This is a genomic window from Neorhizobium sp. DAR64872/K0K18, from assembly GCF_050500175.1.
Lineage (GTDB): Bacteria > Pseudomonadota > Alphaproteobacteria > Rhizobiales > Rhizobiaceae > Neorhizobium > Neorhizobium soli.
In genome coordinates, this window is record NZ_CP191446.1 from 1,773,311 (window position 1) to 1,795,153 (window position 21,843).

Annotated in this window: 15 protein-coding genes; 7 read left to right on the forward strand and 8 right to left on the reverse strand. The window is 61.8% G+C overall.

The window, feature by feature from the left end:
- Positions 1-20: 20 nt before the first annotated feature.
- Positions 21-1,109, reverse strand: coding sequence for a recombinase RecA (recA, locus tag ACQY1P_RS14215; protein WP_062456635.1), 1,089 nt, complete (start codon positions 1,107-1,109; stop codon positions 21-23).
- A gap of 246 nt (positions 1,110-1,355) precedes the next feature.
- Complete coding sequence (gene cckA, locus ACQY1P_RS14220; protein WP_430253956.1) at positions 1,356-3,977, reverse strand: cell cycle histidine kinase CckA; 2,622 nt, start codon at positions 3,975-3,977, stop codon at positions 1,356-1,358.
- Between the two features lie 275 nt (positions 3,978-4,252).
- On the opposite strand from cckA, the gene ACQY1P_RS14225 reads away from it, so the two are divergent.
- Positions 4,253-5,341, forward strand: coding sequence for a flagellar biosynthetic protein FliO (locus ACQY1P_RS14225; protein WP_430253958.1), 1,089 nt, complete (start codon positions 4,253-4,255; stop codon positions 5,339-5,341).
- A 106-nt stretch (positions 5,342-5,447) separates the two neighbouring features.
- On the opposite strand, the gene dksA is transcribed toward ACQY1P_RS14225, so the two are convergent.
- Positions 5,448-5,867, reverse strand: a complete 420-nt coding sequence (dksA, locus tag ACQY1P_RS14230) for an RNA polymerase-binding protein DksA (RefSeq protein WP_062456626.1) — start codon at positions 5,865-5,867, stop codon at positions 5,448-5,450.
- Between the two features lie 265 nt (positions 5,868-6,132).
- On the opposite strand from dksA, the gene ACQY1P_RS14235 reads away from it, so the two are divergent.
- The 4 genes from ACQY1P_RS14235 (at position 6,133) to ACQY1P_RS14250 (ending at position 9,918) form a co-directional block, all read left to right on the forward strand.
- Entirely contained in the window at positions 6,133-6,642 is a 510-nt protein-coding gene (locus tag ACQY1P_RS14235) for a SixA phosphatase family protein (protein ID WP_062458026.1), read from the forward strand.
- A gap of 81 nt (positions 6,643-6,723) precedes the next feature.
- Positions 6,724-8,190, forward strand: coding sequence for a YcjX family protein (locus ACQY1P_RS14240; protein WP_430253960.1), 1,467 nt, complete (start codon positions 6,724-6,726; stop codon positions 8,188-8,190).
- On the forward strand, positions 8,187-9,260 hold the full coding sequence (locus tag ACQY1P_RS14245; RefSeq protein WP_430253961.1) for a YcjF family protein: 1,074 nt from the start codon (positions 8,187-8,189) through the stop codon (positions 9,258-9,260). The genes ACQY1P_RS14240 and ACQY1P_RS14245 overlap by 4 nt, the downstream gene beginning before the upstream one ends.
- A 103-nt stretch (positions 9,261-9,363) precedes the next feature.
- A complete protein-coding gene (locus ACQY1P_RS14250; RefSeq protein WP_430253963.1) occupies positions 9,364-9,918 on the forward strand; it encodes a hypothetical protein in 555 nt (184 codons plus the stop codon).
- On the opposite strand, the gene folK is transcribed toward ACQY1P_RS14250, so the two are convergent.
- From folK to folP, 3 genes are read right to left on the reverse strand one after another with little or no spacing between them, the layout of a single operon-like run.
- On the reverse strand, positions 9,908-10,450 hold the full coding sequence (gene folK / locus ACQY1P_RS14255; RefSeq protein ID WP_325265109.1) for a 2-amino-4-hydroxy-6-hydroxymethyldihydropteridine diphosphokinase: 543 nt from the start codon (positions 10,448-10,450) through the stop codon (positions 9,908-9,910). The two genes, ACQY1P_RS14250 and folK, sit on opposite strands and share 11 nt — an antisense overlap.
- A complete protein-coding gene (gene folB, locus ACQY1P_RS14260; RefSeq protein WP_325265107.1) occupies positions 10,419-10,784 on the reverse strand; it encodes a dihydroneopterin aldolase in 366 nt (121 codons plus the stop codon). The genes folK and folB overlap by 32 nt, the downstream gene beginning before the upstream one ends.
- Positions 10,784-11,575: a dihydropteroate synthase gene (folP, locus tag ACQY1P_RS14265; protein WP_430256708.1), complete on the reverse strand. Its 792-nt coding sequence runs from the start codon at positions 11,573-11,575 to the stop codon at positions 10,784-10,786. Before folP ends, folB begins: the two co-directional genes overlap by 1 nt.
- Positions 11,576-11,756: 181 nt before the next feature.
- Between folP and ACQY1P_RS14270 the strand changes: the two genes are divergently transcribed.
- A complete protein-coding gene (locus ACQY1P_RS14270) occupies positions 11,757-12,371 on the forward strand; it encodes a DUF922 domain-containing Zn-dependent protease (RefSeq protein WP_082471927.1) in 615 nt (204 codons plus the stop codon).
- Between the two features lie 448 nt (positions 12,372-12,819).
- On the opposite strand, the gene ACQY1P_RS14275 is transcribed toward ACQY1P_RS14270, so the two are convergent.
- Both ACQY1P_RS14275 and ACQY1P_RS14280 read right to left on the reverse strand, forming a co-directional pair.
- The gene (locus ACQY1P_RS14275; protein ID WP_062456606.1) at positions 12,820-13,140 is read right to left on the reverse strand and encodes a 2Fe-2S iron-sulfur cluster-binding protein; all 321 of its coding nucleotides are present in this window, start codon (positions 13,138-13,140) and stop codon (positions 12,820-12,822) included.
- Between the two features lie 119 nt (positions 13,141-13,259).
- Entirely contained in the window at positions 13,260-13,628 is a 369-nt protein-coding gene (locus ACQY1P_RS14280) for an Hpt domain-containing protein (protein ID WP_430253965.1), read from the reverse strand.
- A 466-nt stretch (positions 13,629-14,094) separates the two neighbouring features.
- Between ACQY1P_RS14280 and ACQY1P_RS14285 the strand changes: the two genes are divergently transcribed.
- On the forward strand, positions 14,095-21,450 hold the full coding sequence (locus tag ACQY1P_RS14285) for a hypothetical protein (protein WP_430253967.1): 7,356 nt from the start codon (positions 14,095-14,097) through the stop codon (positions 21,448-21,450).
- The last annotated feature ends 393 nt before the right edge of the window (positions 21,451-21,843 follow it).

Below are 21,843 nucleotides of genomic sequence, written 5' to 3' on the forward strand. Positions count from 1 at the left end.
ACATCCCAACCCAGGTCCGATCAAGGGTCCGGGGCCTGGTCGCCGTCATTGGCATCAGGACCGCCATTCTGCAGGAACTTGTCCGCGATCAGACCGGCGTTCTGGCGCAGCGACGTCTCGATTTCACGCGCCACTTCCGGATTGTCTCGCAGGAACGACTTCGCGTTCTCGCGGCCCTGACCAAGGCGCTGGCTGTTGTAGGAGAACCATGCGCCCGACTTCTCGACGATCCCAGCCTTAACGCCGAGATCGACGAGCTCGCCGGTCTTGGACACGCCCTCGCCATACATGATGTCGAATTCGACCTGCTTGAAGGGAGGCGCCATCTTGTTCTTGACGACCTTGACGCGTGTCTGGTTTCCGACGACTTCTTCGCGTTCCTTGACCTGGCCGATGCGGCGAATGTCGAGACGGACGGACGCGTAGAATTTCAGCGCGTTACCGCCTGTCGTCGTTTCCGGCGAACCGAACATCACGCCGATCTTCATGCGGATCTGGTTGATGAAGATCACCATCGTCTTCGACTTGGAGATCGACGCCGTCAGCTTGCGCAGTGCCTGGCTCATCAGACGGGCCTGAAGACCCGGCAGGCTGTCGCCCATTTCGCCTTCGATTTCGGCGCGTGGCGTCAATGCCGCAACCGAGTCGATGACGAGAACGTCGACAGCACCGGAACGCACCAGCGTGTCGGTGATCTCAAGCGCCTGCTCACCGGTGTCTGGCTGCGAGATCAGGAGGTTATGCAGATCGACGCCGAGCTTGCGGGCATAGACCGGATCGAGTGCGTGTTCCGCGTCGACGAAGGCGCAAACACCGCCACCCTTCTGAGCCTCAGCAATGGTCTGCAGCGCAAGCGTCGTCTTGCCCGAGCTTTCCGGACCATAGATTTCGACGATACGGCCCTTCGGCAGACCGCCGATGCCGAGCGCAATATCAAGGCTCAGGGAACCGGTGGAAACTGTCTCGATCTCGACGATGCTATCGTTCGAGCCAAGCTTCATGATCGATCCCTTACCGAAGGATCGTTCGATCTGTGAGAGTGCTGCTTCGAGCGCCTTGCTCTTGTCCACGCCTTTATCCTCTACGAGCCGCAATGAATTCTGTGCCATGAGGTCCCACCTTTAGGTTATTGCCGCCACGCAAGCAATGAAGCAGCCGATGGACATCGTGTACTCTTTTTGTTCTCATCAATCAAGAGGCTTTTATCAGCTTGATTGCACAGCGTTATCGCGATTTCGTTCGCGGAACGTTCTCGCGCGCATAACCTGTGGAAAATCAGGAGTTAAAGCAGGAAGCCTCGCGGTTCGACGGACGAATCGCGAGGCTCCATAAAGGTTGGCAGGCAGATCAGAAAATCAGTCCGAGTCGAGCATCTCGCGAACCGCAACGGCAAGCTGCTTCAGCGAAAACGGCTTGGGCAGAAAACCGAACTTCGCATCGGCCGGCAGGTTGCGCGCAAACGCGTCCTCCGCGTATCCGGAGACGAAGATGAACTTCAGATCCGGATAGGATTTCCGCAGTTCCGTCAGAAGCGTCGGCCCGTCCATCTCAGGCATGACAACGTCGGAAACGACGATATCAACCTTGCCTTCGAGCTCGTCCATGATGTCGAGTGCTTCGACGCCGGATCCGGCTTCGTGCACGGTATAACCGCGCGTTTCCAGCATGCGCTTGCCGCCCCGGCGAACCGCTTCTTCATCTTCCACAAGCAGCACGACCGCAGACTTGCCCGTGAGATCCATATCCTCTAACGGCGCCTTCAAAGCCACGGGCTGTGCGGCTGCCAGAGCTGCAGCCTCTGCGGCCTCCGGCGTGATGACCGGTATTTCGGGAATGTGACGCGGCAGGAACAGCCGGAAACTCGTTCCGCGACCGACTTCCGATTCCGGATAGATATAGCCGCCGGACTGTTTGATGATGCCATAGACCATCGAAAGGCCGAGACCTGTACCCTTGCCCACTTCCTTGGTGGTGAAAAACGGCTCGAAGATCTTGTCCATGATCTCGGGCGGAATGCCCGTGCCGCTGTCGGCAACCTCGACCATCACGAGATCTTCCGCCGGCAGATCGGCCTGATGGAAGCTGCTGGTTTCCTCGGCCGTCACATTGCGGGTCTTGATCAGGATCGTGCCGCCCTGCGGCATCGCATCGCGCGCGTTGACGCAGAGGTTGATGAGAACCTGCTCGAACTGCGACAGGTCGGTACGCACCGGCCACAGGTCACGCCCGTAGTCGACATCGAGCTTGACATTGGTGCCGGAAATCAGCCGGTCGACCAGCATGCGCAGGTCGCCCACCACATCGGTGAGGTTCAGCACCGCCGGACGCATCGTCTGCTTGCGCGAGAAGGCCAAGAGCTGGCGCACCAGAACGGCGGCCCGGTTGGCGTTGCGCTTGATTTCCATCAGGTCGGCAAAGCTCGCATCGGACGGACGCGCCTGCAAAAGCAGGTGATCGGAGGACAGAAGGATTGCCGTCAGCACATTGTTGAAATCGTGGGCGATGCCGCCGGCAAGCGTGCCCACAGCGTTCAACTTCTGGGTCTGCGCCATCTGCGTCTCGAGCGCCTTCTGCTCGGTCGTCTCGACGGAATAGATGATGGCCGCCTCTTCGGGTGCCTCGTCGCTCTCGTCGATCACCGCATTGACGTAGAAACGCAGATAGCGGGTCTCGTCGCCCGGATGCCGCGAATTGATCGGAGTAATGTCGCCCTGACGGTCGCGTGCGGCAGCAAGCGCCGCCATCAGCTGATCGCGGGTCGTCTCGTGCGCGATACGCTCCAGCGACGCACCGCTTTCCACGTCGTCGCGGGTCAGAACCCCGGCGAACAGTCGCAGGAACGGCGCATTGATGCGCAGGATCCGGCCTTCGCCATCAACGGACGCAATGGCCATCGGCGTGTTGTTGAAAAAGCGCGTGAAACGCATTGCCGACGCGGATTGATCGGTGTCCTCACCATGCGGCCGGTTGATCACGACACTGCGGCTTTCGCCGGGCGCACCGTCGCGCATGGAGCTGACGCTGTGAACAAGTCGCACCGGCAGGCTCTGGCCGTTGGCACGGCGCAGGTCGAGATCGAGCGTTTCCGTACGCTTCAGACCTGGCGCCGGCTGAACCGATTGGATCAGCGCCATGCCCTCGCCCGCCACGAGATCGTCGATCGTCATCGATCCAGGAGAAAACTTGGTCAGATCGAGACCCAGCCATTCAGCCAGCGTGGCGTTGAGATAGAAGATCTCGCCCTTCTTGCCCGCGGAAAAGAACCCGACCGGCGCATGGTCGAGGTAGTCGATGGCGTTTTGCAGTTCGCGAAAGAAACGCTCCTGGTCCGACCGTTCCGAGGTCGTGTCGGTAATCTGCCAGATGTCGAGCTGCGCCTTGTTGTTTCCCGAACCCGCCAGAAGGCCGGCCTTCAGCCTGTACCAGAAGGCGCCCGCACCATTCTCTCCAACGACGGCAGTGCCCGTGCTGCGGCCAAGCGGCTGCAGCAGGCGGAATTCTTCATGACCCTCGCGGCCTTCCCGCAGCGCGGATGTCAGCCTGTAAAGCGCCTCGTTGGATTCGCGCGACTTGGACAGAAGCGTTTCAAGGGACTGGATATCGCTCTTTTTCGTCGCACCGGTCATCCGACCATAGGCAGCGTTCGCGTAGACGATGCGACCCTTGATGTCCGTGATCAGGATACCGTCCGGATGGCCGGCCAGGAAAGCGCGGGCGAGATCGTCGGACCGCGATTGCGGCATGACTTCCACGAGGCCAATCATCGAAGAGACGAGGAAAAATATGCCGACCATGGCAAGGATGCCCAGCAGGCCGAGCACAATCTCATTGTCGAGTGCCTGCTGAAAAACCACAAAAGCGACTGCAACGCCCAGCAGCACCAGCGCTAGAAGCACGATCCGAAGAATGGTTCCACCCCGCGTCTTACGCTCGACCAGTGGGGTCTCGTAGTTGCCGCCCTGCTGCAACTTCGTCATCAATCCCTCGCATTTCGCAACGGCCGACTGCCGAAGCCATCCTACTGCGGCCGTCATGCTCCACGGAGCCGAAAACCCTATGATTCCTTCTTAGCAAGTTGTCGGCGACGCAAAAAGCTCCGTTGTGCCAGAAAACCCGGGACAGTGAAGACTTGTGCCCTATCTTTCCTCTCCGAAGTGATGTTTTCCATCAAGACAGCATCGCAGCACCCCTTGATCGAAGCGAAAATTGTCGTCTTTTCAAATGTGACGATTGGCATGAGGAGTATCAGCATATGGCCGAAGAACTGATGGGCGCCTATGGCAGCCGGATGGTTATCGCGGTCCTCGGTGTCGGCATCGGGCTTCTCTTCCTGTTCGGCATCTTGTGGATGCTGCGCGGTCGCAATGGACCGTCGCCGTTCGTCCGCGGGGGACGCAACCGCAATCCGCGGCTGCAGGTGCTGGATGCGGCAGCCGTCGATGCACGTCGCCGCCTCGTGCTGATCCGCCGCGACGGCGTGGAGCACCTCGTCATGATTGGCGGGCCGACCGATATCGTGATCGAAACCGGCATCGCGACGAACTCGCCCTCACAGCCCTCCGCCATTGAAAGCGCGCCTTCTGAACCACGTCCCGCACTTGCCCAGAGGCAGCGTCCGGACCCTCGCCCGGCAGCTCTGCCAGAGGCCGAACGGCCTGAGCCCATGCGGGAGATTTCAGTGCGCGACGACACCCCGCGTGCGAAGCCACCACTCGCGACCCAGCCATCTCCCATTCCCGCTCGCCCTGTGAGCTCGCTATCCCGGTCGGAGCCGACGCCGACTGCGTCCGTATCGCCACCCGCCCCGCAGCGACTGGATCCGCCGGCAAGACAATCCGCCCCCGAGCCACAGCGTCCGGCACCGACCGTCGTCATCCCGGCAACGGTTTCGACAGCCGCTGGCGTTGCCGCAGCGCCGATCGCCGCGGCAGCGATCACGGCGATCCCGCAGCCTGCACCATCCAGGGTCGACGATGCGGCAAACGCGCTTGAAGCCGCGCGCAGTCGGGTTCTTGCTCACGCCGAGCCCGACCAGCCGGCCGAACCGTCGCGCGTTGTTCCGATCAATTCCGAGGACCTCTCGACCGGCGTACAGTCGGCTCTCGAAAAGCCGAAAATGCTCGGGAGCGATTTCGAGAAAATTCTGGAAGAGGAAATGGCACAAAACCTTGCGGCACGGGAAAACGCCGGCCGCGAGACGATCGCGGTGCCAGCACCAAACCGCCAGTTGCCGCAGCGCGATCCTGCTGTCGCACCGATTACCGGCGCGACTGCCGAGCCATCACTTCAGGACGAAGTCGCCCGTATATTTGGGGAAATGTCCGCCACGCGCGATAAATGACATGCAGGGCCGCGGGCTTTGCACGTATCCATGACATCAAACGACAAAAGGCACGGTTTCCCGTGCCTTTTGTCGTTTCTGCCGTAGACCATGCGTCAAGCAGAAATCATTCGTCGCGATAGACCTTTTCGCGACGCTCGTGCCGCTCCTGGGCCTCGATCGACAGGGTTGCGATCGGCCGGGCGTCAAGACGCTTCAGTCCGATTGGCTCGCCGGTTTCTTCGCAATAGCCATAGGTCCCGTCGTCGATGCGCTGCATCGCCGCGTCGATCTTGGAGATCAACTTGCGCTGCCGGTCACGGGCACGAAGCTCGATGGCTCTATCGGTTTCCGAAGATGCGCGATCGGCCAGATCGGGATGGTTGGCACTTTCCTCTGCCAGATGATCCAGAGTCTCCCGCGCCTCCCGCAGGATATCGTTTCTCCAGGCCGTCAGTTTTGCCCGGAAATACGCCTTCTGGTTTGCATTCATGAACTCGTCGGTTTCCGAGAGTACATAATTGCTAAGATCGATCTTCTCACTCAACGCGATTCTCCTGAAGAACATCTCGTGGCCGCTCTATATCGCTTTGGTTGTTCCGGTTCAAGCCTTCCGCTCGTTATTGAGGCAATTTTAAAATTGTCACAAAAATCAGCTAAATGACTATTTTCTATGCTTTAATCGACTTCGGTTGAAACCGGTTCCTGGGCAGCGCAACTGGCAATCATGGCGCAGGCGTGGTTGAAGTTCAGAAGTCACGGAATTACCGTCCAGGCGGTCAAAGGAGAATGAAATGGCGTCTTTCACCGATATGCCGACACTCGCGCCGCCGCCGTCACGCATCTACCTTCTCCGGCACGGCCGGGCGGCCAACCCGGAACAGGGTCAGAGAGATTTCGATCGAACACTGACGACGGATGGTTTCGCGGAAGCGGAAATCGTTGCCGACAAGGCGGCGGACCGTCGCTACCGCCCCGACGCTGTTATCAGTTCGACGGCTATGCGTTGCCGCCAGACTGCGGAGGCGGTGCGCCGCGCAATCAGCGAAACCATCGAGCCCGAATTCATCGACGAGGTCTACAACGGATCGGTCGGCACCTATCTTGCGCTGATTTTCACCAGCGACCGCAGCGGATCGGTGATGCTCGTCGGGCATAACCCGACGATCGAGGACGTGTTCGGGGAACTGATCGGAAAAGAGCATGCAGCCCGCGCCCTGCCCTCAGGGTATCCGACGGCAGGCCTTGCTGTCATCGATCACGCAGGCCGAAGCGACGGCTCGCGACCCGCATGGAACCTGACAGATTTCATCACGCCGTGACCACAGATTCCAAGGCATCCCATCCCTTTGCGCATTGCCTGACGGTCCCTATATAGCGACAAACAGTTTTGGGACGACACCTTGCCGCCAGCGCTCACCAGTATCACCGACGACGCGAAGATTGCTCTCGATAATCTCGCCGATCGCGCATCGAACTTGGTCAATCCGTCGATGCGGCTTGGCGTTACCGGCTTGTCGCGTGCCGGCAAGACGGTGTTCATCTCGTCGCTTGTCCACAATCTCCTGAACGGCGGCCGGCTGCCACTGTTCGAGGCGATGCGATCCGGGCGGGTCTCGCAGGCTCGGCTCGAGCAGCAGCCGGACGACGCGATACCGCGCTTCCAGTATGAGGATCACATCGACGCACTGGTGCGCGAACGGATCTGGCCGGATTCGACGCGCGCGATCTCGGAACTCCGCGTCACGCTGGAATACCAGAGCGCCAGCGGTTGGAACCGGATGTTTTCCCGCGGGCGGCTGTCGATCGACATCGTCGACTATCCCGGCGAATGGTTGCTCGACCTGCCGCTTCTGGCGCAGGACTACGCCACATTCAGCCGCAACACGGTCGAACTTGCCCGCACCGGCATTCGCGCCGAGTTGTCGAAGGACTGGCTTTCGTTCGCCTCCGGCATAGACATGGACGCACCGGCGGACGAAGGAACCGCGCGTCGGCTGGCCGATAGTTTTGCGGCCTACCTGAAAGCCTGCAAATCTGATGAGCGCTCGCTCTCCACCCTGCCGCCCGGGCGATTTCTGATGCCCGGCGACCTGGAAGGTTCGCCCGCCCTCACCTTTGCGCCCCTCGCCGATCTTCCGGATACGCCGGCCCCGAAGGGGTCGTTCCGGGCAATGATGGAGCGCCGCTACGACGCCTACAAGACAATCGTCGTCAAACCCTTCTTCCGCGAGCATTTCGCGCGTCTCGACCGGCAGATCGTGCTGATCGATGCGCTGCAGGCGATCAACCGCGGCCCTGAGGCCGTGCAGGATCTGGAACGCGCACTGACCGACGTACTCGCCTGCTTCCGTCCCGGCCACAACAGCTTCTTCTCGTCGCTGGTCGGCCGACGCATCGACAAGGTGCTGGTCGCGGCCACTAAGGCCGACCATCTGCATCATGAAAGCCACGACCTTCTGGAGCGCCTGACCGGCCGCCTCGTCGACCGCGCCATCGAGCGGATCGGCATGGCCGGCGCCGGCATCGACGTGATGGCAATCGCCTCCGTGCGCGCCACGCGTGAAGCTTCCGTGAAGGACGGCAGTCACCAACTGCCGGTCATCGTCGGCACACCGATGGCAGGCGAAACCATCAATGGCGAAGTCTTCGACGGCACGCGGCAGACGGCGATCTTCCCTGGCGACCTTCCGGCCGACCCGGAAGCCCTGTTTCGGCAGCTCGGTCAGCCGGGCTCCGAGCTTCCGGATGTCAACGTGGTGCGCTTCCGTCCCCCGGCTCTCGACGAAAAGGGCGGCATCACCCTATCGGTCCCGCATATCAGGCTCGACCGCGCCATGCAGTTCCTGCTGGGAGATCGCCTCGCATGACCGACCGCAAGATCACCGATGACCGCCGCCGCCCGTCTTCCTTCGCCGTGGACGACGACATTCCGACAAAAGAAGAGCCGCAGACCCACCCGAACCGCGCACCCCGCCGGTTTGACGATGGCGTTGCCATCACGCCGGACGAGCTCGATCCGTTCATCAGCCCCCAGGAACTTTCAGCAGACGCGCTGGCCGTCGCCGTGCCGGTGAAGCGAAAGCGTTTCTCCTTCGCCAACCTCGCGGCCGCGGCCTTCGGCACGTTCCTGTCGCTTGCGTTCGGCCTCTGGGCGGATCGGATCATCCGGGATCTCTTTGCACGGTCCGACTGGCTCGGTTACGCCGCAGCGGCAGCACTGGGCGTCGGCATCGTCGCGCTTCTGGTCATGGTCGGTCGTGAAATCATCGGGATGATGCGGCTAGCTGCGGTCCAGACGCTGAAGACGCAAGCGGAAGACGCCCTGAAATCGCCAAGGCCGACGGCAGCCAGAACCGTCGTCGCCGCGCTCACGAAACTGACAGGTCACCGGGCGGAGACCGCCCGCGGACGTGCCGCGCTTGATGCGACGAAAGACGATATCATCGACGGCCCGCAACTGATCGATCTTGCGGAGCGCGAACTCCTGTCGCCGCTCGACCGGCAGGCACGCGTCCTCATTCTTGGCGCCTCGAAACGGGTCTCGGTCGTCACCGCTGTCAGCCCCCGCGCGGTCGTTGATCTCGTCTATGTCCTGTTCGAGGTGACACGACTGATCCGCGCGATGGCGGACCTCTACGGCGGGCGCCCAGGCACGCTCGGACTGTTGAAGCTCATGCGGGACGTGATGGCGCATCTGGCGGTGACAGGTTCGATCGCGGTTGGAGACGGAATCGCGCAGCAGGTTCTGGGCCATGGTTTGGCATCGAGGCTTTCAAGCAAACTCGGCGAAGGCGTCATCAACGGCCTGCTGACGGCGCGTATCGGCATTGCCGCGATGGATCTTTGCCGCCCGCTTCCCTTCCGCGCTGTGAAGCGCCCGGGGATCGGCGATTTCATGTCCGACATCTCTCCCGTCGGCCCGCGCAAGACCGATTGATCGCGCCTCTGTGACCCCTAATGACCCGAAAAGATACCAGTCATTAACCATTCCAAGCTAATTTGCGAGGCACTTGAAGTTTCTGGTTTCCAAGGGAAAGCACATGTATTCGCGCTTCTTTTCGCTTTTCGGTGGCATCGTTGCACTGACCATCGCAACTGCCCCCGCCCTGGCACCGGAGGCCTCCGCGGCTTCGCGTGACAAATCCTTTTTCCAGCAGGTCGGTGGCGTCTGGAAGGGTCCGGGCGAAATCGTCGCGGGCAAGTACAAGGGTACGAAGTTCAGCTGCAACCTGATTGGCGCTGCCCAGCCGGATGGCACTGTCGGCATCAAGCTCGACGGCACCTGCCGCGTCGGCGTCTTCCAGCAGCCGATGTCCGCGGTCATCAGCCAGAGCAGCACCGGTTATTCCGGCAAGTTCCTGGACGGCGCCCAGGGCAAGGGCCTCGACATCGTCTCCGGCTCCGTCAATGGCGACAAGGTCGTGATGGGCATCAACCGTGCACAGCTGAACGGCGCAATGGTCGCCAGCCTGCGCGGCGACAACAAGATGAACATCACCATTTCGGTGAAGGTCGAAGACCAGATGGTGCCCGTAATCGGCCTGTCGCTGGATCGCGATCTCGATTCGATCGCCGTCGGTTCGATCAAGCCGTAATCCACCAGTCCCTGTCTGCGTCAGCGATCCTGATGCCTTCGATGTCCGCCTCTGCCAGCCAGTCGCGGACATTTTTCTGTCCGAGGACCATTTCGGGCGCGACATCGGCAAGCGGCATCATCACAAAGCCCCTCGCCGTCATGCGCGGATGCGGAAGCTCAAGCGTCTCGGAGTGATACGCGCTGTCGCCGTAGGTCAGGATATCGATATCGATCGTTCTCGGGCCCCAGCGCTCGACGCGCTCACGCTTGCGCCGCCTTTCCATATCAAGACAGACATCGAGAAACGGCTCGGGATGAAGCAACGTCTCGATCAGCGCGCAGCAGTTCAGGAATTCCGCTTGGTCGGTCTTGCCCCATGGCGGCGTGGCATAAAGCCGGGAGACCGTGACCACCCGACAGTCCGATCGGGCACCAAGTTCCCTCAACGCATCTGCCATCGCAGCCCGCGGATCACCGACATTACCGCCGAGCCCAAGGGCTACCAATTCCATCGAGCCGTCACGCGACATGCTCGATCCTGACTTCGGCATGATCGAGAATTCCCGGGATCGGCACGCTCGGCTTGCGCACGGTCACCTCGACCCTTCGGATCTGCGACGACCAGGCGCAAAGCGCCTTTGCAATATCCTTCGCCAATGTCTCGATCAGATTGCGACGCGTCCCGGTCACGATCTGCTCTACAATTTTAAAGGCTTCGCCATAGTGCACGGTGCTCTCGACGTTGTCGTCCTCCAGCGCTTCTTCGGCATCCACATGCATGACGAGATCGACATAGAATCGCTGACCGAGCCTCTCTTCTTCCGCAAAGGCTCCATGACGAGCGAAGAAGGCGCAGTTCTTGAGGGCGATGCTGTAGGTCCCCATCAGATGTCCTTACCTCGTGCTGCATGGGATGCCAGAACCGCATCTGCCATCAGCAGTGCATCGCGGTTGGCCGCCACGTTATGGACCCGGAAGATCGCAGCCCCGGCAAGCCTGAGAATCGCTGTCGTTGCCGCTGTGCCGATATCCCGCTGATCGGCCGGATCCCGCATCGTGACCGCACCGATAAACCGCTTTCGCGACGTCCCCGCGAGCAACGGAAATCCGAACGTATGCAACTCGCCGAATCGGGCGATCAGTTCCATGTCGTCGTCCCGGTTCTTCGCAAATCCGAACCCGGGATCGAGCACGATCGCCGCATCCCTGATCCCGGCAGCATGCGCGATCTTGAGAGACCGCGTGAGGAAATACTGCTGGTCTTCGATCATGTCCGCTCGTCGATCCGTCCGGTCGCGTCCCGTATGCATGATGCAGATACCAGCACCTGTCTCGGCCGCGACATCAGCCATATCGGGTTCGCGCTGCAGGCCATGTACGTCATTGATGACGTGGGCGCCGGCAGCCATTGCCAGCCGCGCCGTTACCGCACGATAGGTATCGACCGAGATGATAGCGTCGGTTTCGCCGACAAGCTTCTCGATCACCGGCAGGATGCGATCCTGTTCTTCGGCAGGCGTCACCGCCGCCGCGCCGGGCCGTGTCGATTCGCCACCGATATCGAGGATGGCAGCACCTTCGGCGACGCAGCTCAGCGCATGCCGCACGGCGCCATCCGTTTGCGCATGCCGACCGCCGTCGGAAAACGAGTCCGGCGTCACGTTGACGATCGCCATGATATGGCCTTGCGCGCCGAGTTCCAGCACGCGTCCGCGCGCCAATTGCCAGTGCGTGTTGCGCCGCGATATCACCGGCCAATCATCTTCGGAGAGTTGACGCAAAATTCAGGGACCTCGTGTTGCGCTTGGTCTCGCTATGCCCCAAGCTCTTTTAAAGTTCAACGTTGCAGGCCACAGAATGTTTTCAATGCGCGCGGTTCGCCGTCTCATCGGTACCGTACTTCTTGCAGGCGTCTTCGCCTCTCCCGCATCGGCCGCACCGATCATCACCAAGACTTACTCGTATTTTCAGATCGGCGGCAAAACTGCCGAAGACCTCGACAAGGAGCTGGAAAAACGCGGTCCGCTGACCCGCACGACCGGCCACCGTCATCCCGGTGCAACCGAAATCAAATTCGGCGGGGAAGTGACCTATGTCGAGCGCGCCAATCGATGCACGGTCGGCGCCGCAAGGGTCACACTGCGTACCCATATCGTTCTGCCACGCTGGATCAATCGACGTCGTGCAGACGCGGATCTTGGCATGATATGGGACACGCTTTCGGCAGACATCAAGCGCCACGAAGAACGCCATGCCGAAATTGCCCGCACCCATGCCCGCATTCTCGAGAGACAGCTTCTGGACCTCTCGACGCCCAGCAGTTGCGATAGCCTCGAAAAGAAGGTCGCCGATGCGACTCGCGATCTTCTGGAAGCACACGACCGGGAACAGATGCGGTTCGACCAGGTCGAGTCGAAGAACTTCGACGAGCGGATGACCCGTCTCCTGAAATACCGGATGAAGCGCGACTGATCGGGCAGCGAAAGACGATCTCGAACCGCACAGCCAATCAACCGACCCGTAGCCCGACCTTTCCCGAGACTTGCGCGGAGCTTTCGCACCACCCTGTCATTCATCGGTGACTTATAACAATATACTAATGTGTGTGTCTGGGCTAAAACCGTAGCAACAGAACGGCGCTGCCAACGACCCATATCAAGGGTCATCCAGCCGCCCGCGATCCCGGCCACGGTGCCCGGATCTACCCGTTCAGGCGCCGCAGATGTTCGCGGCCGCGATCAGGCACTTGGACCGAGAGAGGTCCCGCGTTGTTGCCTTGTACAAGCTTCACAGGTCTCCCCGGCGCAATTGCGGCCGCAGGCGTTTTCCTCCCTCGCCTTGCGGCTATGCGCCTGCCTTGCCTCGCTTGCGCTAACTGCGCAGCGAGGCATTTTTTTGGAGTAACGTCGTCTGGTTTGGTTCAGGCCTGACGTTCTGGAACGTGCACGATCAGACCGTCGAGATCGGCCTTGATCTTGATCTGACAGGACAGCCGCGAGGTCGGCTTCACCTCGAAGGCGAAGTCGAGCATGTCTTCTTCCATCGCTGCCGGAGGACCGACCTTTTCGGTCCAGCCATCGTCGACATAGACATGACAGGTGGCACAGGCACAGGCGCCGCCGCATTCGGCCTCTATGCCTGGCACGGAATTGCGCACGGCGTTCTCCATCACTGTGGAGCCGTTGTCAGCTTCGATATCGAAGCGCGTACCGTCGAAGGCAACGAGGGTCAGTTTCGTCATAATCAGGAAATCCGCATTGAGTGGCAGTCTTGGCCGGTTGTCTTCCGATAAATCACCGGTCCAGTCAACACGAACGGACGACGCGCCGTTGTCTTGCGGCGCCCTCCAACTGTCACGGATCAGCGGCAGAGTTTCAGGATGAAGTTCTCCGCTTCCAAGACACACGCGGCAAGCGCGGCCAAATGCGCGGCGTCGGCACCGTCTGCTTCCAGTCTCTCCGCCGCCTTGGAAACGCCGAACGCGCCGACCGCAGATGCAGCCCCCCTCAGGCGATGCGCCGTCATCGCAACCCCGGCAGCGTCTGCGCCCGTCATTTCCTGCAGCGCCCGGCGGGCGTTGCGGGCAAACATCATCAGCACTTCGTTTTCCAGTGTCTTGTCGCCCATCGTCTGGCGGGCAAGATGCACGAGATCGATCGGGCGCGACTGCGAAGGACATGCCCCGCGCGGGCTAGTGGGCGTTGAAAAAGCAGTATTCGCCGCTGACATGAAACTCTGTTCCTCTTTGGGGCTCAATCATGCGTCCCAGTGATGCGGGACAGCGGCTGCCTATCCCGTTAAATTCCGGCACAATCACGGCGCAAATTTCGGGACATGGTTAATTTCCATCAACCTCACGGAATGTCAGGGGTTTCGACATTTTTCGTGGTTTAAATTCTGTTAACAACAAATCTGCTTTCCGGGCCGATCCCGGCCGAGCAATTGTGTGAAAGACACGAATGTGTCACTACAGGACGGTTGAGATGGGTGTGTAAACCATCCTGCGTCTGACGGCGGAACGGTGGTAAGCTTTCATTATCATCCGTTTGCAACAACGGCCGTTCGAATTGTGAGTAAAGTGGAATTGCGGCCAGCATGACGCACGGGCCGGGTTCCGGTCGGCGACCCGACTTCCAGCCTGCAGGCGGCAGAGCTGGAACGAAAGCGCCGGGTGAGTGTAACGAGGCGTAACCGCATGGCGAAGAAAACGAGCAGCGAGTCGGTCGATGAGACGGCTTTCCAGGCACTGGAAGAAGCGCTGAAGATCGACTTCAACGGCGAGCAGCCTCGCGCCCGACCAACTCAGACCGCTTCGGAGACCAGAGTGTCGGATACGCCAAGGCAGCGCTCCCCATCGTCCTCACAAAATCCGCAATCCGCTCCGCCTCGTCAGGCCGGTCCCGAAACGACAGCCCGACAGCCCGCTTTCGAGCCGGCCAATGATGCCGGTCGCCGCACCCCGAATGCGATTCTTCGTTCGCTCGAAGGCGGCTCGATCAAGAGCGCCGTCCGCAACGCCGCCATTATCTCGTTCTTCTGGGTTGTTGCGGGTATCGGTCTCGGCCAGCTGATCTACGGCAGCCAGCTGTGGGAATTCACCTCGGTCGCCGGCGTCCTCGCTGCACCTGGGATCGTCGCCCTCGTCGTCGGCATCCTGCTGCCGATCATGCTGTTCTTCGCCTTCGCGATCATGATGGCGAGAGCTGCTGATCTGCGCAATGCGGCCCGCTCGATGGCGGAAGTGGCCCTGCGTCTCTCCGAACCGGAAACCATTGCCTCCGAGCGCATCATGTCGGTCGGCCAGGCTGTCCGCCGCGAAGTGTCTGCGATGAACGAAGGCATCGAGCGCACCATTGCGCGTGCCTCCGAGCTGGAAACGCTGGTTCATTCCGAAGTCAACGCGCTGGAACGCAGCTATACAGACAACGAGCTGCGCGTTCGCGGCCTGGTGCATGAACTCGGCGCCGAGCGCGACGCGATCGTCAACCATGCGGAACGTATCCGCTCGTCGATCGTCGGCGTGCACGAGCAGCTGAAGGAAGACCTGTCGCTGTCGACAGAGGAGATCTCCGTTCGCCTCGCCACGTCAGGCGAGGCCTTTGCCTCGATGATCGACACCCGCGCCGCGTCTCTGATCGCAAAATCCGACGCTGCCGGTGAAGCGCTCAGCTCCCTGATGGCCGCCCGTGCCGAAAACCTCGTCTCGAGCCTGACATCGTCCGGTATCGCTCTGGCCACCGAGTTCGATATCCGCCTCGACACGCTCACATCGACCATGTCCGAACGCGGTCAGGAATTGCTCGGCCAGTTCGAAACCCGTGCGTCGACCATCGATGCCAACACCGAAAAGCTCAACGCCGCCCTCGCCGACCGCACCCGTCAGCTCAACGAAACGCTGCTTGCCCGTACCCGCGAGATCACCGAGGGCCTGAACGACAGCGAGAAGACACTCGGCGGCACGCTGGACACGGCAATCGCCGCGCTCAACCGCTCGCTCGACCAGAAGAGCGCCACCTTCCGTCAGAGCCTGCAGACTGCTTCCGACGACGCGATCATGGATCTCGACCTCCGCTCCGGCCTCTTCGAAGACCGTCTCCAGGCAACCGTTGGCCAGCTTTCGGCAACCTTCGACGACGGCCTGTCGCAGTTCACCACGGCATTCGACCAGCGCGCCGGCACGCTCGACAGCAAGCTGATGGACAGCCTCGCCCGCATCAACGAAACCGTCGCAGGCGGTTCGGATGCAATTGAAGGCATCCTGTCGTCCAGCATCGACCGGATCGGCAATGCACTGACCGACCAGTCGCTGGCGCTCGCAACGACGCTTGGAACCGGCCAGGAAGTGCTGGACTCCATGCTCGAAAACCGCGCCCGCGAATTTTCCGATGCGCTTGCTGCCCGCAGCAACGAAATCAGCCACAGCTTTGGCGACGCCCACAACAAGGTAGACGCCGTTATGGTCGAACGCGGCACGGCACTCGCCGCCGCACTTTCCGATAGCCAAGCCCGTTTCGAGGACGCCGTCGGTTCGCGCGCGGACGCCCTCATCGATGCGGTCACCGGCAGCCACGATCGTCTTGCAGAAGTCCTCGACAGCCGCACCTCGGCAATCAGCGAGCTGATGTCGGGAACACCCGAGCGCCTCTCCTCGATGTTCGACGACAAGACTGAAGTCCTGTCGAAGGCGCTGTCCGACAGCGAGATCCGGCTCGGCAGCGAACTGGAGCGCAAGGTGACGAGCCTCGACACGACGCTTGCCGCCAACCGCGACCGCCTCGCTGAGATCTTCGATGACCGATCGATGGACATCGCGACTTCGCTTGCCCTGCACGAAGATCGCCTCACAGGCGCACTCGAAGAAAAGACGGCAGCTCTGATCGGCGCCGTATCGGATGCAGACAGCCGTATTGAACACACGTTTGCCGCTCGCGCCGAAGCAATCCGCACGGCCTATACGGACGGCCAGCTGGGTCTCGATCTCTCGCTCGAAAGCCACGTCTCCGAGCTCTCCCGCATCATCGACAGCGGCAGCGAACGGCTCGATAAGTCTGTTGGCGGTGCAGCCGAACGGATCGAAGCCACGTTGGCCGAACGCACCGAAGCGATCCGCAGCGTCTATCAGGACGGCCAGATCGGTCTCGACATCACGCTTGCGACCCAGACCTCGGAACTGGCGCGCATTCTCGACGGCGGCAGCGAACGCCTCGAGAATTCCGTAGAAGGGGTTGCCGGCCGCATTGAAGCTGCCTTTGCCGATCGCACCGACGCGATCCGCAACGCCTATCAGGAAGGTCAGCTCGGTCTCGACATTACGCTCGAAACGCATGCCTCGGAACTCACCCGCATCATCGAAGGTGGCAGCGAGAAGCTTGAGACATCCGTCGGCGGCGCAGCCCAGCGCATCGAGAGCGCCTTCGCCGATCGTACCGAAGCGATCCGCAACGCCTATCAGGAAGGTCAGCTCGGTCTCGACATCTCGCTCGAAACCCACGCCTCGGAACTCACCCGCATCATCGAAGGCGGCAGCGAGAAGCTTGAGACATCCGTCGGCGGCGCAGCCCAGCGTATCGAAACGGCGTTCGCAGATCGTACCGACGCAATCCGCACGGCCTATCAGGAAGGTCAGCTCGGCCTCGACATCTCTCTCGAAACCCACGCCTCGGAACTTACCCGCATCATCGAAGGCGGCAGCGAAAGGCTCGAAACGTCGGTCGGCGGTGCAGCCCAGCGTATCGAAACGGCGTTCGCAGATCGTACCGACGCAATCCGCACTGCCTATCAGGAAGGTCAGCTCGGCCTCGACATCACACTCGAAACGCACGCTTCGGAACTCACCCGCATCATCCAGGGCGGTAGCGAGAAGCTTGAGACGTCCGTCGGCGGTGCAGCCCAGCGCATCGAAAGCGCCTTTGCCGATCGTACCGATGCCATCCGCAGCGCCTATCAGGAAGGCCAGCTCGGCCTCGACATCACGCTCGAGACCCACGCCTCGGAACTGTCGCGCATCATCCAGTCCGGCAGCGCGCAGCTTGAGACATCCGTCGGCGGTGCAGCGGAACGCATCGAAAGCGCGTTTGCAGATCGCACGGATGCAATCCGCAGTGCCTACCAGGACGGCCAGCTCGGCCTCGACATCACGCTCGAAACCCAGGCTGCGGAACTGTCCCGCATCCTCGACGGTGGCAGCGCTCGTCTCGAAAACTCGGTCGGTGGCGCAGCCACACGAATTGAATCCGCCCTCACCGATGGCACCAGCCGCTTCGAAACCGGCATGGCCGATGGCCTGCAGCGGATGGACGAAACCTTCGACGCCACCCAGCAGCGGATTGCTGCAACGATTGGCCTCGGTCACCAGCAGCTCGCCGATACGCTTGCCACAGCCGGACAGGACATCGCGCAGACGCTCGGCGCCGCCAACTACGAGATTTCGTCGACGGTCGGTTCGGGCGCCCAGAACATTTCCCAGTCCGTCGGCGACGCAACGCGCAACATCGCTTCGACCTTGGATGGAGCAACCCGCACCATCAGCGACACGGTCGGCACCGCTGCCGTACAGATCTCCGGCGTCGTCGATACCGCAAGCCGCGACATATCCGAAAAGGTGACGACGGCACACGGTCAGATGGCCGAGACGCTCGACACCGCAAACCGCCAGCTCTCGTCTACGCTCGATGGCGGCTACGAGCGCATTCGCTCGACACTCGACGATCGCGGCGGCCTGATTGCCAGCACGCTCACCAATGCGCAAAATCATCTAGCCGACCTTATGCTGGATCAGGCAACATCGATCGGCGCCACCATCGCAACCAGCGCCGGCATGCTGGAAATGTCCCTCGAAGCCCAGCAGGAATCGCTGCGCGCCACGATCGACGGCGCCGGTGAAAACCTGGAAACGCGTCTGCGCGAAAACGTCGGCGCGATTGCAGGCCAGCTCAACGAAGCCGCCCGCGAAATCACAGCCTCCGCAGAGGGATTCTCGAGCCGCGTCGAAGAAACTGTCGGCGGCGTTTCTACCGCCCTCGATGGCGCCGGCACCCGGATCGAGACGACCTTCGGTGGTCTGGAAGAACGCATCCGCTCGGAACTGGGCAATGCGACCAGCCTGGTCGACACGGCCGGCAACAGTATCGCCGATGCACTCGGCGCCCGCACCGCGGAACTGGAGCGCGTTACCAGCCTTGCGACCGATCGCGTTTCTACCGTGATGAGTGATCGCACGGCCGAACTGGAGCGCTTGTCGGGAGAAACTGCAGACCGCATCAATCAGGCGCTCGCATCCCGCACGCAGGAATTTGAGCGCATCGGATCCGAAACCTCGGATCGGATCGCCGAAACGCTGGATACACGCACCGCCCGCATCGAGGAACGCCTCGGTACCATGGACCGGGCGCTCACCGTCGGCCTAGACGCCGTGTCGCGCACCATCGAAGGCAAGGCTGTCGGCCTCGCCTCCAGCCTGCGGGACGCCGTCAGCGCCGCAGCGCAGGGCATGGATAGCGAAGCCAGCCGTTCGGCAGAGCTTCTTGCCCGCGCCGGCGCAGACTTCACGGAAGAACTCAGCACCCGCAACGATGAGTTTGCCCGCTCGATCGAACAGCGCTCCAACGATATCGTCGACCGCATTTCGGAAACCCAGAACCGGCTTGCCGGTCAGGCGGCAACCGTGGCGCAGGCCTTCTCGGAAGCCGGCAACGCGATCGTCCACAAGGTCGCCGAAGCAGACAGCCTGGTGAAGAAGCAGGTCAATGCGATTTCGGAAGCGCTTGGCGATGCCGAAAAGGCGCTCGATGCCCGCGGCACGTCTCTGCGCGACACGCTTGCCGAAACCGCAGGCGAACTCGACAGCGCTCTTTCGGCCGTCGACAAGGCGCTCGCTGCCCGTGGCGAATCGATCCGCTCGTCGCTCGACAGCCGCACCCGCGACCTGAACTCGATGCTCTCAAGCCGTTCGGCCGAACTCTCCAAGCTGATCGACGAAAAAGCACGGCCACTGGTCGAGGAATATGCCGAGACCGGCCGGTCCGCCGCCGAGCGCATCAGCCAGGCTGCACAGGAAAGCGCCGAGCGCCTTTCCACGGCCGCCCGCGATACGACCGACCGCATCCGCAACGAGAACGACGCACTGGTGGAGGCAATTTCCGCCCGCACCAACGAGACGCTCGCTGCCATCAGCCAGCGGACAGAGAATGCCACCGGTGCCATGCGCGCCGTCGAGCAGAGCCTGTCGGCAAACGTCAACAGCCTGATCGAGCGTCTTGCCGAAAGCAATTCGGGCATCGCATCGCTGGTCGAACAGGCCGCCCGCAATCTCGGCCAGGCAGCGGACCGCGTCAGCGAACAGCTGTCCGACGCCGATCAGAAGCTCGATGCGACCGCCAACCGCTTTGCCGAGTCGGCCAACAGCGCGGCCGACCTCGTGCACGGTTCGAGCCGCCTGCTTGAAAACAACATCGATCGCCTGGTCAGCATTTCCGGCCAGACGCTCAGCCAGGTCGGCGGCATCGTCGGTCGCTTCGACGATCACTCCAAGGTTCTCGCTCAGGCGTCCGAGCTGCTCGGCGCTGCCCAGTCGAACCTTGCAAGCACGCTCGACGAACGCCAGACCGCGCTTCGCACGCTCTCTGCCGGTCTCGTCAAGCGTTCGGAGGAAATCGAAGGCACGCTCAATGGTCTGACCTCGCTCGTCGATGGCGCCTTTACCCGCGCCGAAGATCGCACCTCGCAGATCGGTGCATCGCTGCGTGAAAGCCTGCACGCATCCTTCGCCGATATCGGCCGCGGCCTGGGCGAAACCCAGCAGCGTGCCAACCTCACGGCCCAGGCTATGCGCGAGACGCTGAGCGAGGCTGGCAACGAGGCAAGCCGCGCCATCGAGACGACACTGTCGGATGCCGAGACACGCGCCCGCGATCTATCCGAGCGCCTGCGCGGCAGCATCACCGGTTCGATGGGCGACATCGAGCGCCTGCTGGCCGACGCCGCAAACCGCACCGATGGCGCAGCCCAGCAGTTGCGCGATACGCTGCGGGTTTCCGTTGAAGAGGCGATCGGCCGCTTTACCGGCGCAACCGACGAGATCCGCCGCTCGGCCCAGGACATTCGCCAGGAACTCGATGCGACTCGCACCGAACTGAAGCGCGGCGCGTTCGATCTGCCCGAAGAAGCCAAGGAAAGCGCAGCCGCCATGCGCCGTGCCGTGGCTGAACAGATCAAGGCCCTGCAGGACATCTCGCAGCTAGTCGGCCGGTCCGCCCAGAGCCTCGACGTGTCCGAGCCGGTTGCAGTGTCGCGCCCTGCTCCGGTCGCCCAGCCGGCTCCGCAGCTGGCGGCCCCGCGCCCTGCAGCCCCGACGGCACCAGCCGCGGCGACGAGCGCACCGTTTGGCTCGTCTGTCCTTCGTGACAGTCTGCCACTCGATCGTCCGACGCCGAGCATCGCACAGGGCGTCAGCAAGCCGGTTGCCCAGGCGCCTTCACAGACGCCACCGGTAACGCAGGTTCTCGCACAGCCTCAGGCCCCGGTCTCCCGCGCGCCTGACGCAACGCAGCGTCCAGGTGAAGGCGGCTGGATCAGCGATCTCCTTCGCGGTGCATCGCGTGACGATACATCAGGCACAGTTGCTCGCCAGCCGCAGCAGCCTGCACGCCCGGCAGCAGCCGAACCGGCCCAGCCTGTTCGCACCAACGGCGACAACCGCAACCCGCGTCACATGGTGGAATCGCTCAACTCTCTGTCGGTCGACATCGCCCGCGCGATCGATCACGACGCCTCGGTCGACCTCTGGCGCCGTTACCAGCGCGGCGAGCGCGACGTGTTCACACGCCGCCTCTACACGCTGAAGGGCCAGCAGACGTTCGACGACATCAAGCGCAAATACGAGCGCGAGCCGGAATTCCGCACCGCCGTCGATCGCTACATCGCCGATTTCGAAAAGCTCCTCGCCGACGTCGCCCGCACCGACCGCGACAAGACGGTCACCCAGAGCTACCTGACCTCGGATACGGGCAAGGTCTACACCATGCTCGCCCACGCGGCTGGTCGCTTCAGCTGAGCGAGCCATTCCGCAGGGAATGCCAAAAACAAGAAAAGCCGCCTTTCAGGGCGGCTTTTTCGTTGGCGGATAAACCCTGAAGAAGCTGTTGGCGAGAGGGGTACCCCGACGTCTCTCATCCCAGCCCTTGTGCCGAAATTCCAGCGGCACGAGGTCTGTCGGGTCACAGACTCCTTCACTTCATGGACACGTACGGACTGGATCCCCGCCACAAGGGCGAGGATTAGAGGAGTTTGGTGACAGGCTCAGTTTCCAAAGCGACCTGCGGAGTTTTTCGCCAGTACTTCACAGAACACTCAGTCGCCCATCAAGCCGGCTTTCGATGGGCTGCACTGCATCGGAGCGAACCTGACGTCTGGCCCTCTTTCTACTCAGTTCCTCAACGGCCGCTCT

Coding starts and splice junctions, on each gene's coding strand:
- recA (WP_062456635.1), bottom strand. CDS start 1,109: ATGGCACAGAATTCATTGCGGCTCGTAGAGGATAAAGGCGTGGACAAG.
- ACQY1P_RS14275 (WP_062456606.1), bottom strand. CDS start 13,140: ATGACGAAACTGACCCTCGTTGCCTTCGACGGTACGCGCTTCGATATC.
- ACQY1P_RS14250 (WP_430253963.1), top strand. CDS start 9,364: ATGTATTCGCGCTTCTTTTCGCTTTTCGGTGGCATCGTTGCACTGACC.
- folK (WP_325265109.1), bottom strand. CDS start 10,450: ATGCCGAAGTCAGGATCGAGCATGTCGCGTGACGGCTCGATGGAATTG.
- ACQY1P_RS14285 (WP_430253967.1), top strand. CDS start 14,095: ATGGCGAAGAAAACGAGCAGCGAGTCGGTCGATGAGACGGCTTTCCAG.
- ACQY1P_RS14225 (WP_430253958.1), top strand. CDS start 4,253: ATGGCCGAAGAACTGATGGGCGCCTATGGCAGCCGGATGGTTATCGCG.
- ACQY1P_RS14235 (WP_062458026.1), top strand. CDS start 6,133: ATGCCGACACTCGCGCCGCCGCCGTCACGCATCTACCTTCTCCGGCAC.
- ACQY1P_RS14270 (WP_082471927.1), top strand. CDS start 11,757: ATGTTTTCAATGCGCGCGGTTCGCCGTCTCATCGGTACCGTACTTCTT.
- folB (WP_325265107.1), bottom strand. CDS start 10,784: ATGGGGACCTACAGCATCGCCCTCAAGAACTGCGCCTTCTTCGCTCGT.
- ACQY1P_RS14280 (WP_430253965.1), bottom strand. CDS start 13,628: ATGTCAGCGGCGAATACTGCTTTTTCAACGCCCACTAGCCCGCGCGGG.
- ACQY1P_RS14245 (WP_430253961.1), top strand. CDS start 8,187: ATGACCGACCGCAAGATCACCGATGACCGCCGCCGCCCGTCTTCCTTC.
- folP (WP_430256708.1), bottom strand. CDS start 11,575: ATGGCGATCGTCAACGTGACGCCGGACTCGTTTTCCGACGGCGGTCGG.
- cckA (WP_430253956.1), bottom strand. CDS start 3,977: ATGACGAAGTTGCAGCAGGGCGGCAACTACGAGACCCCACTGGTCGAG.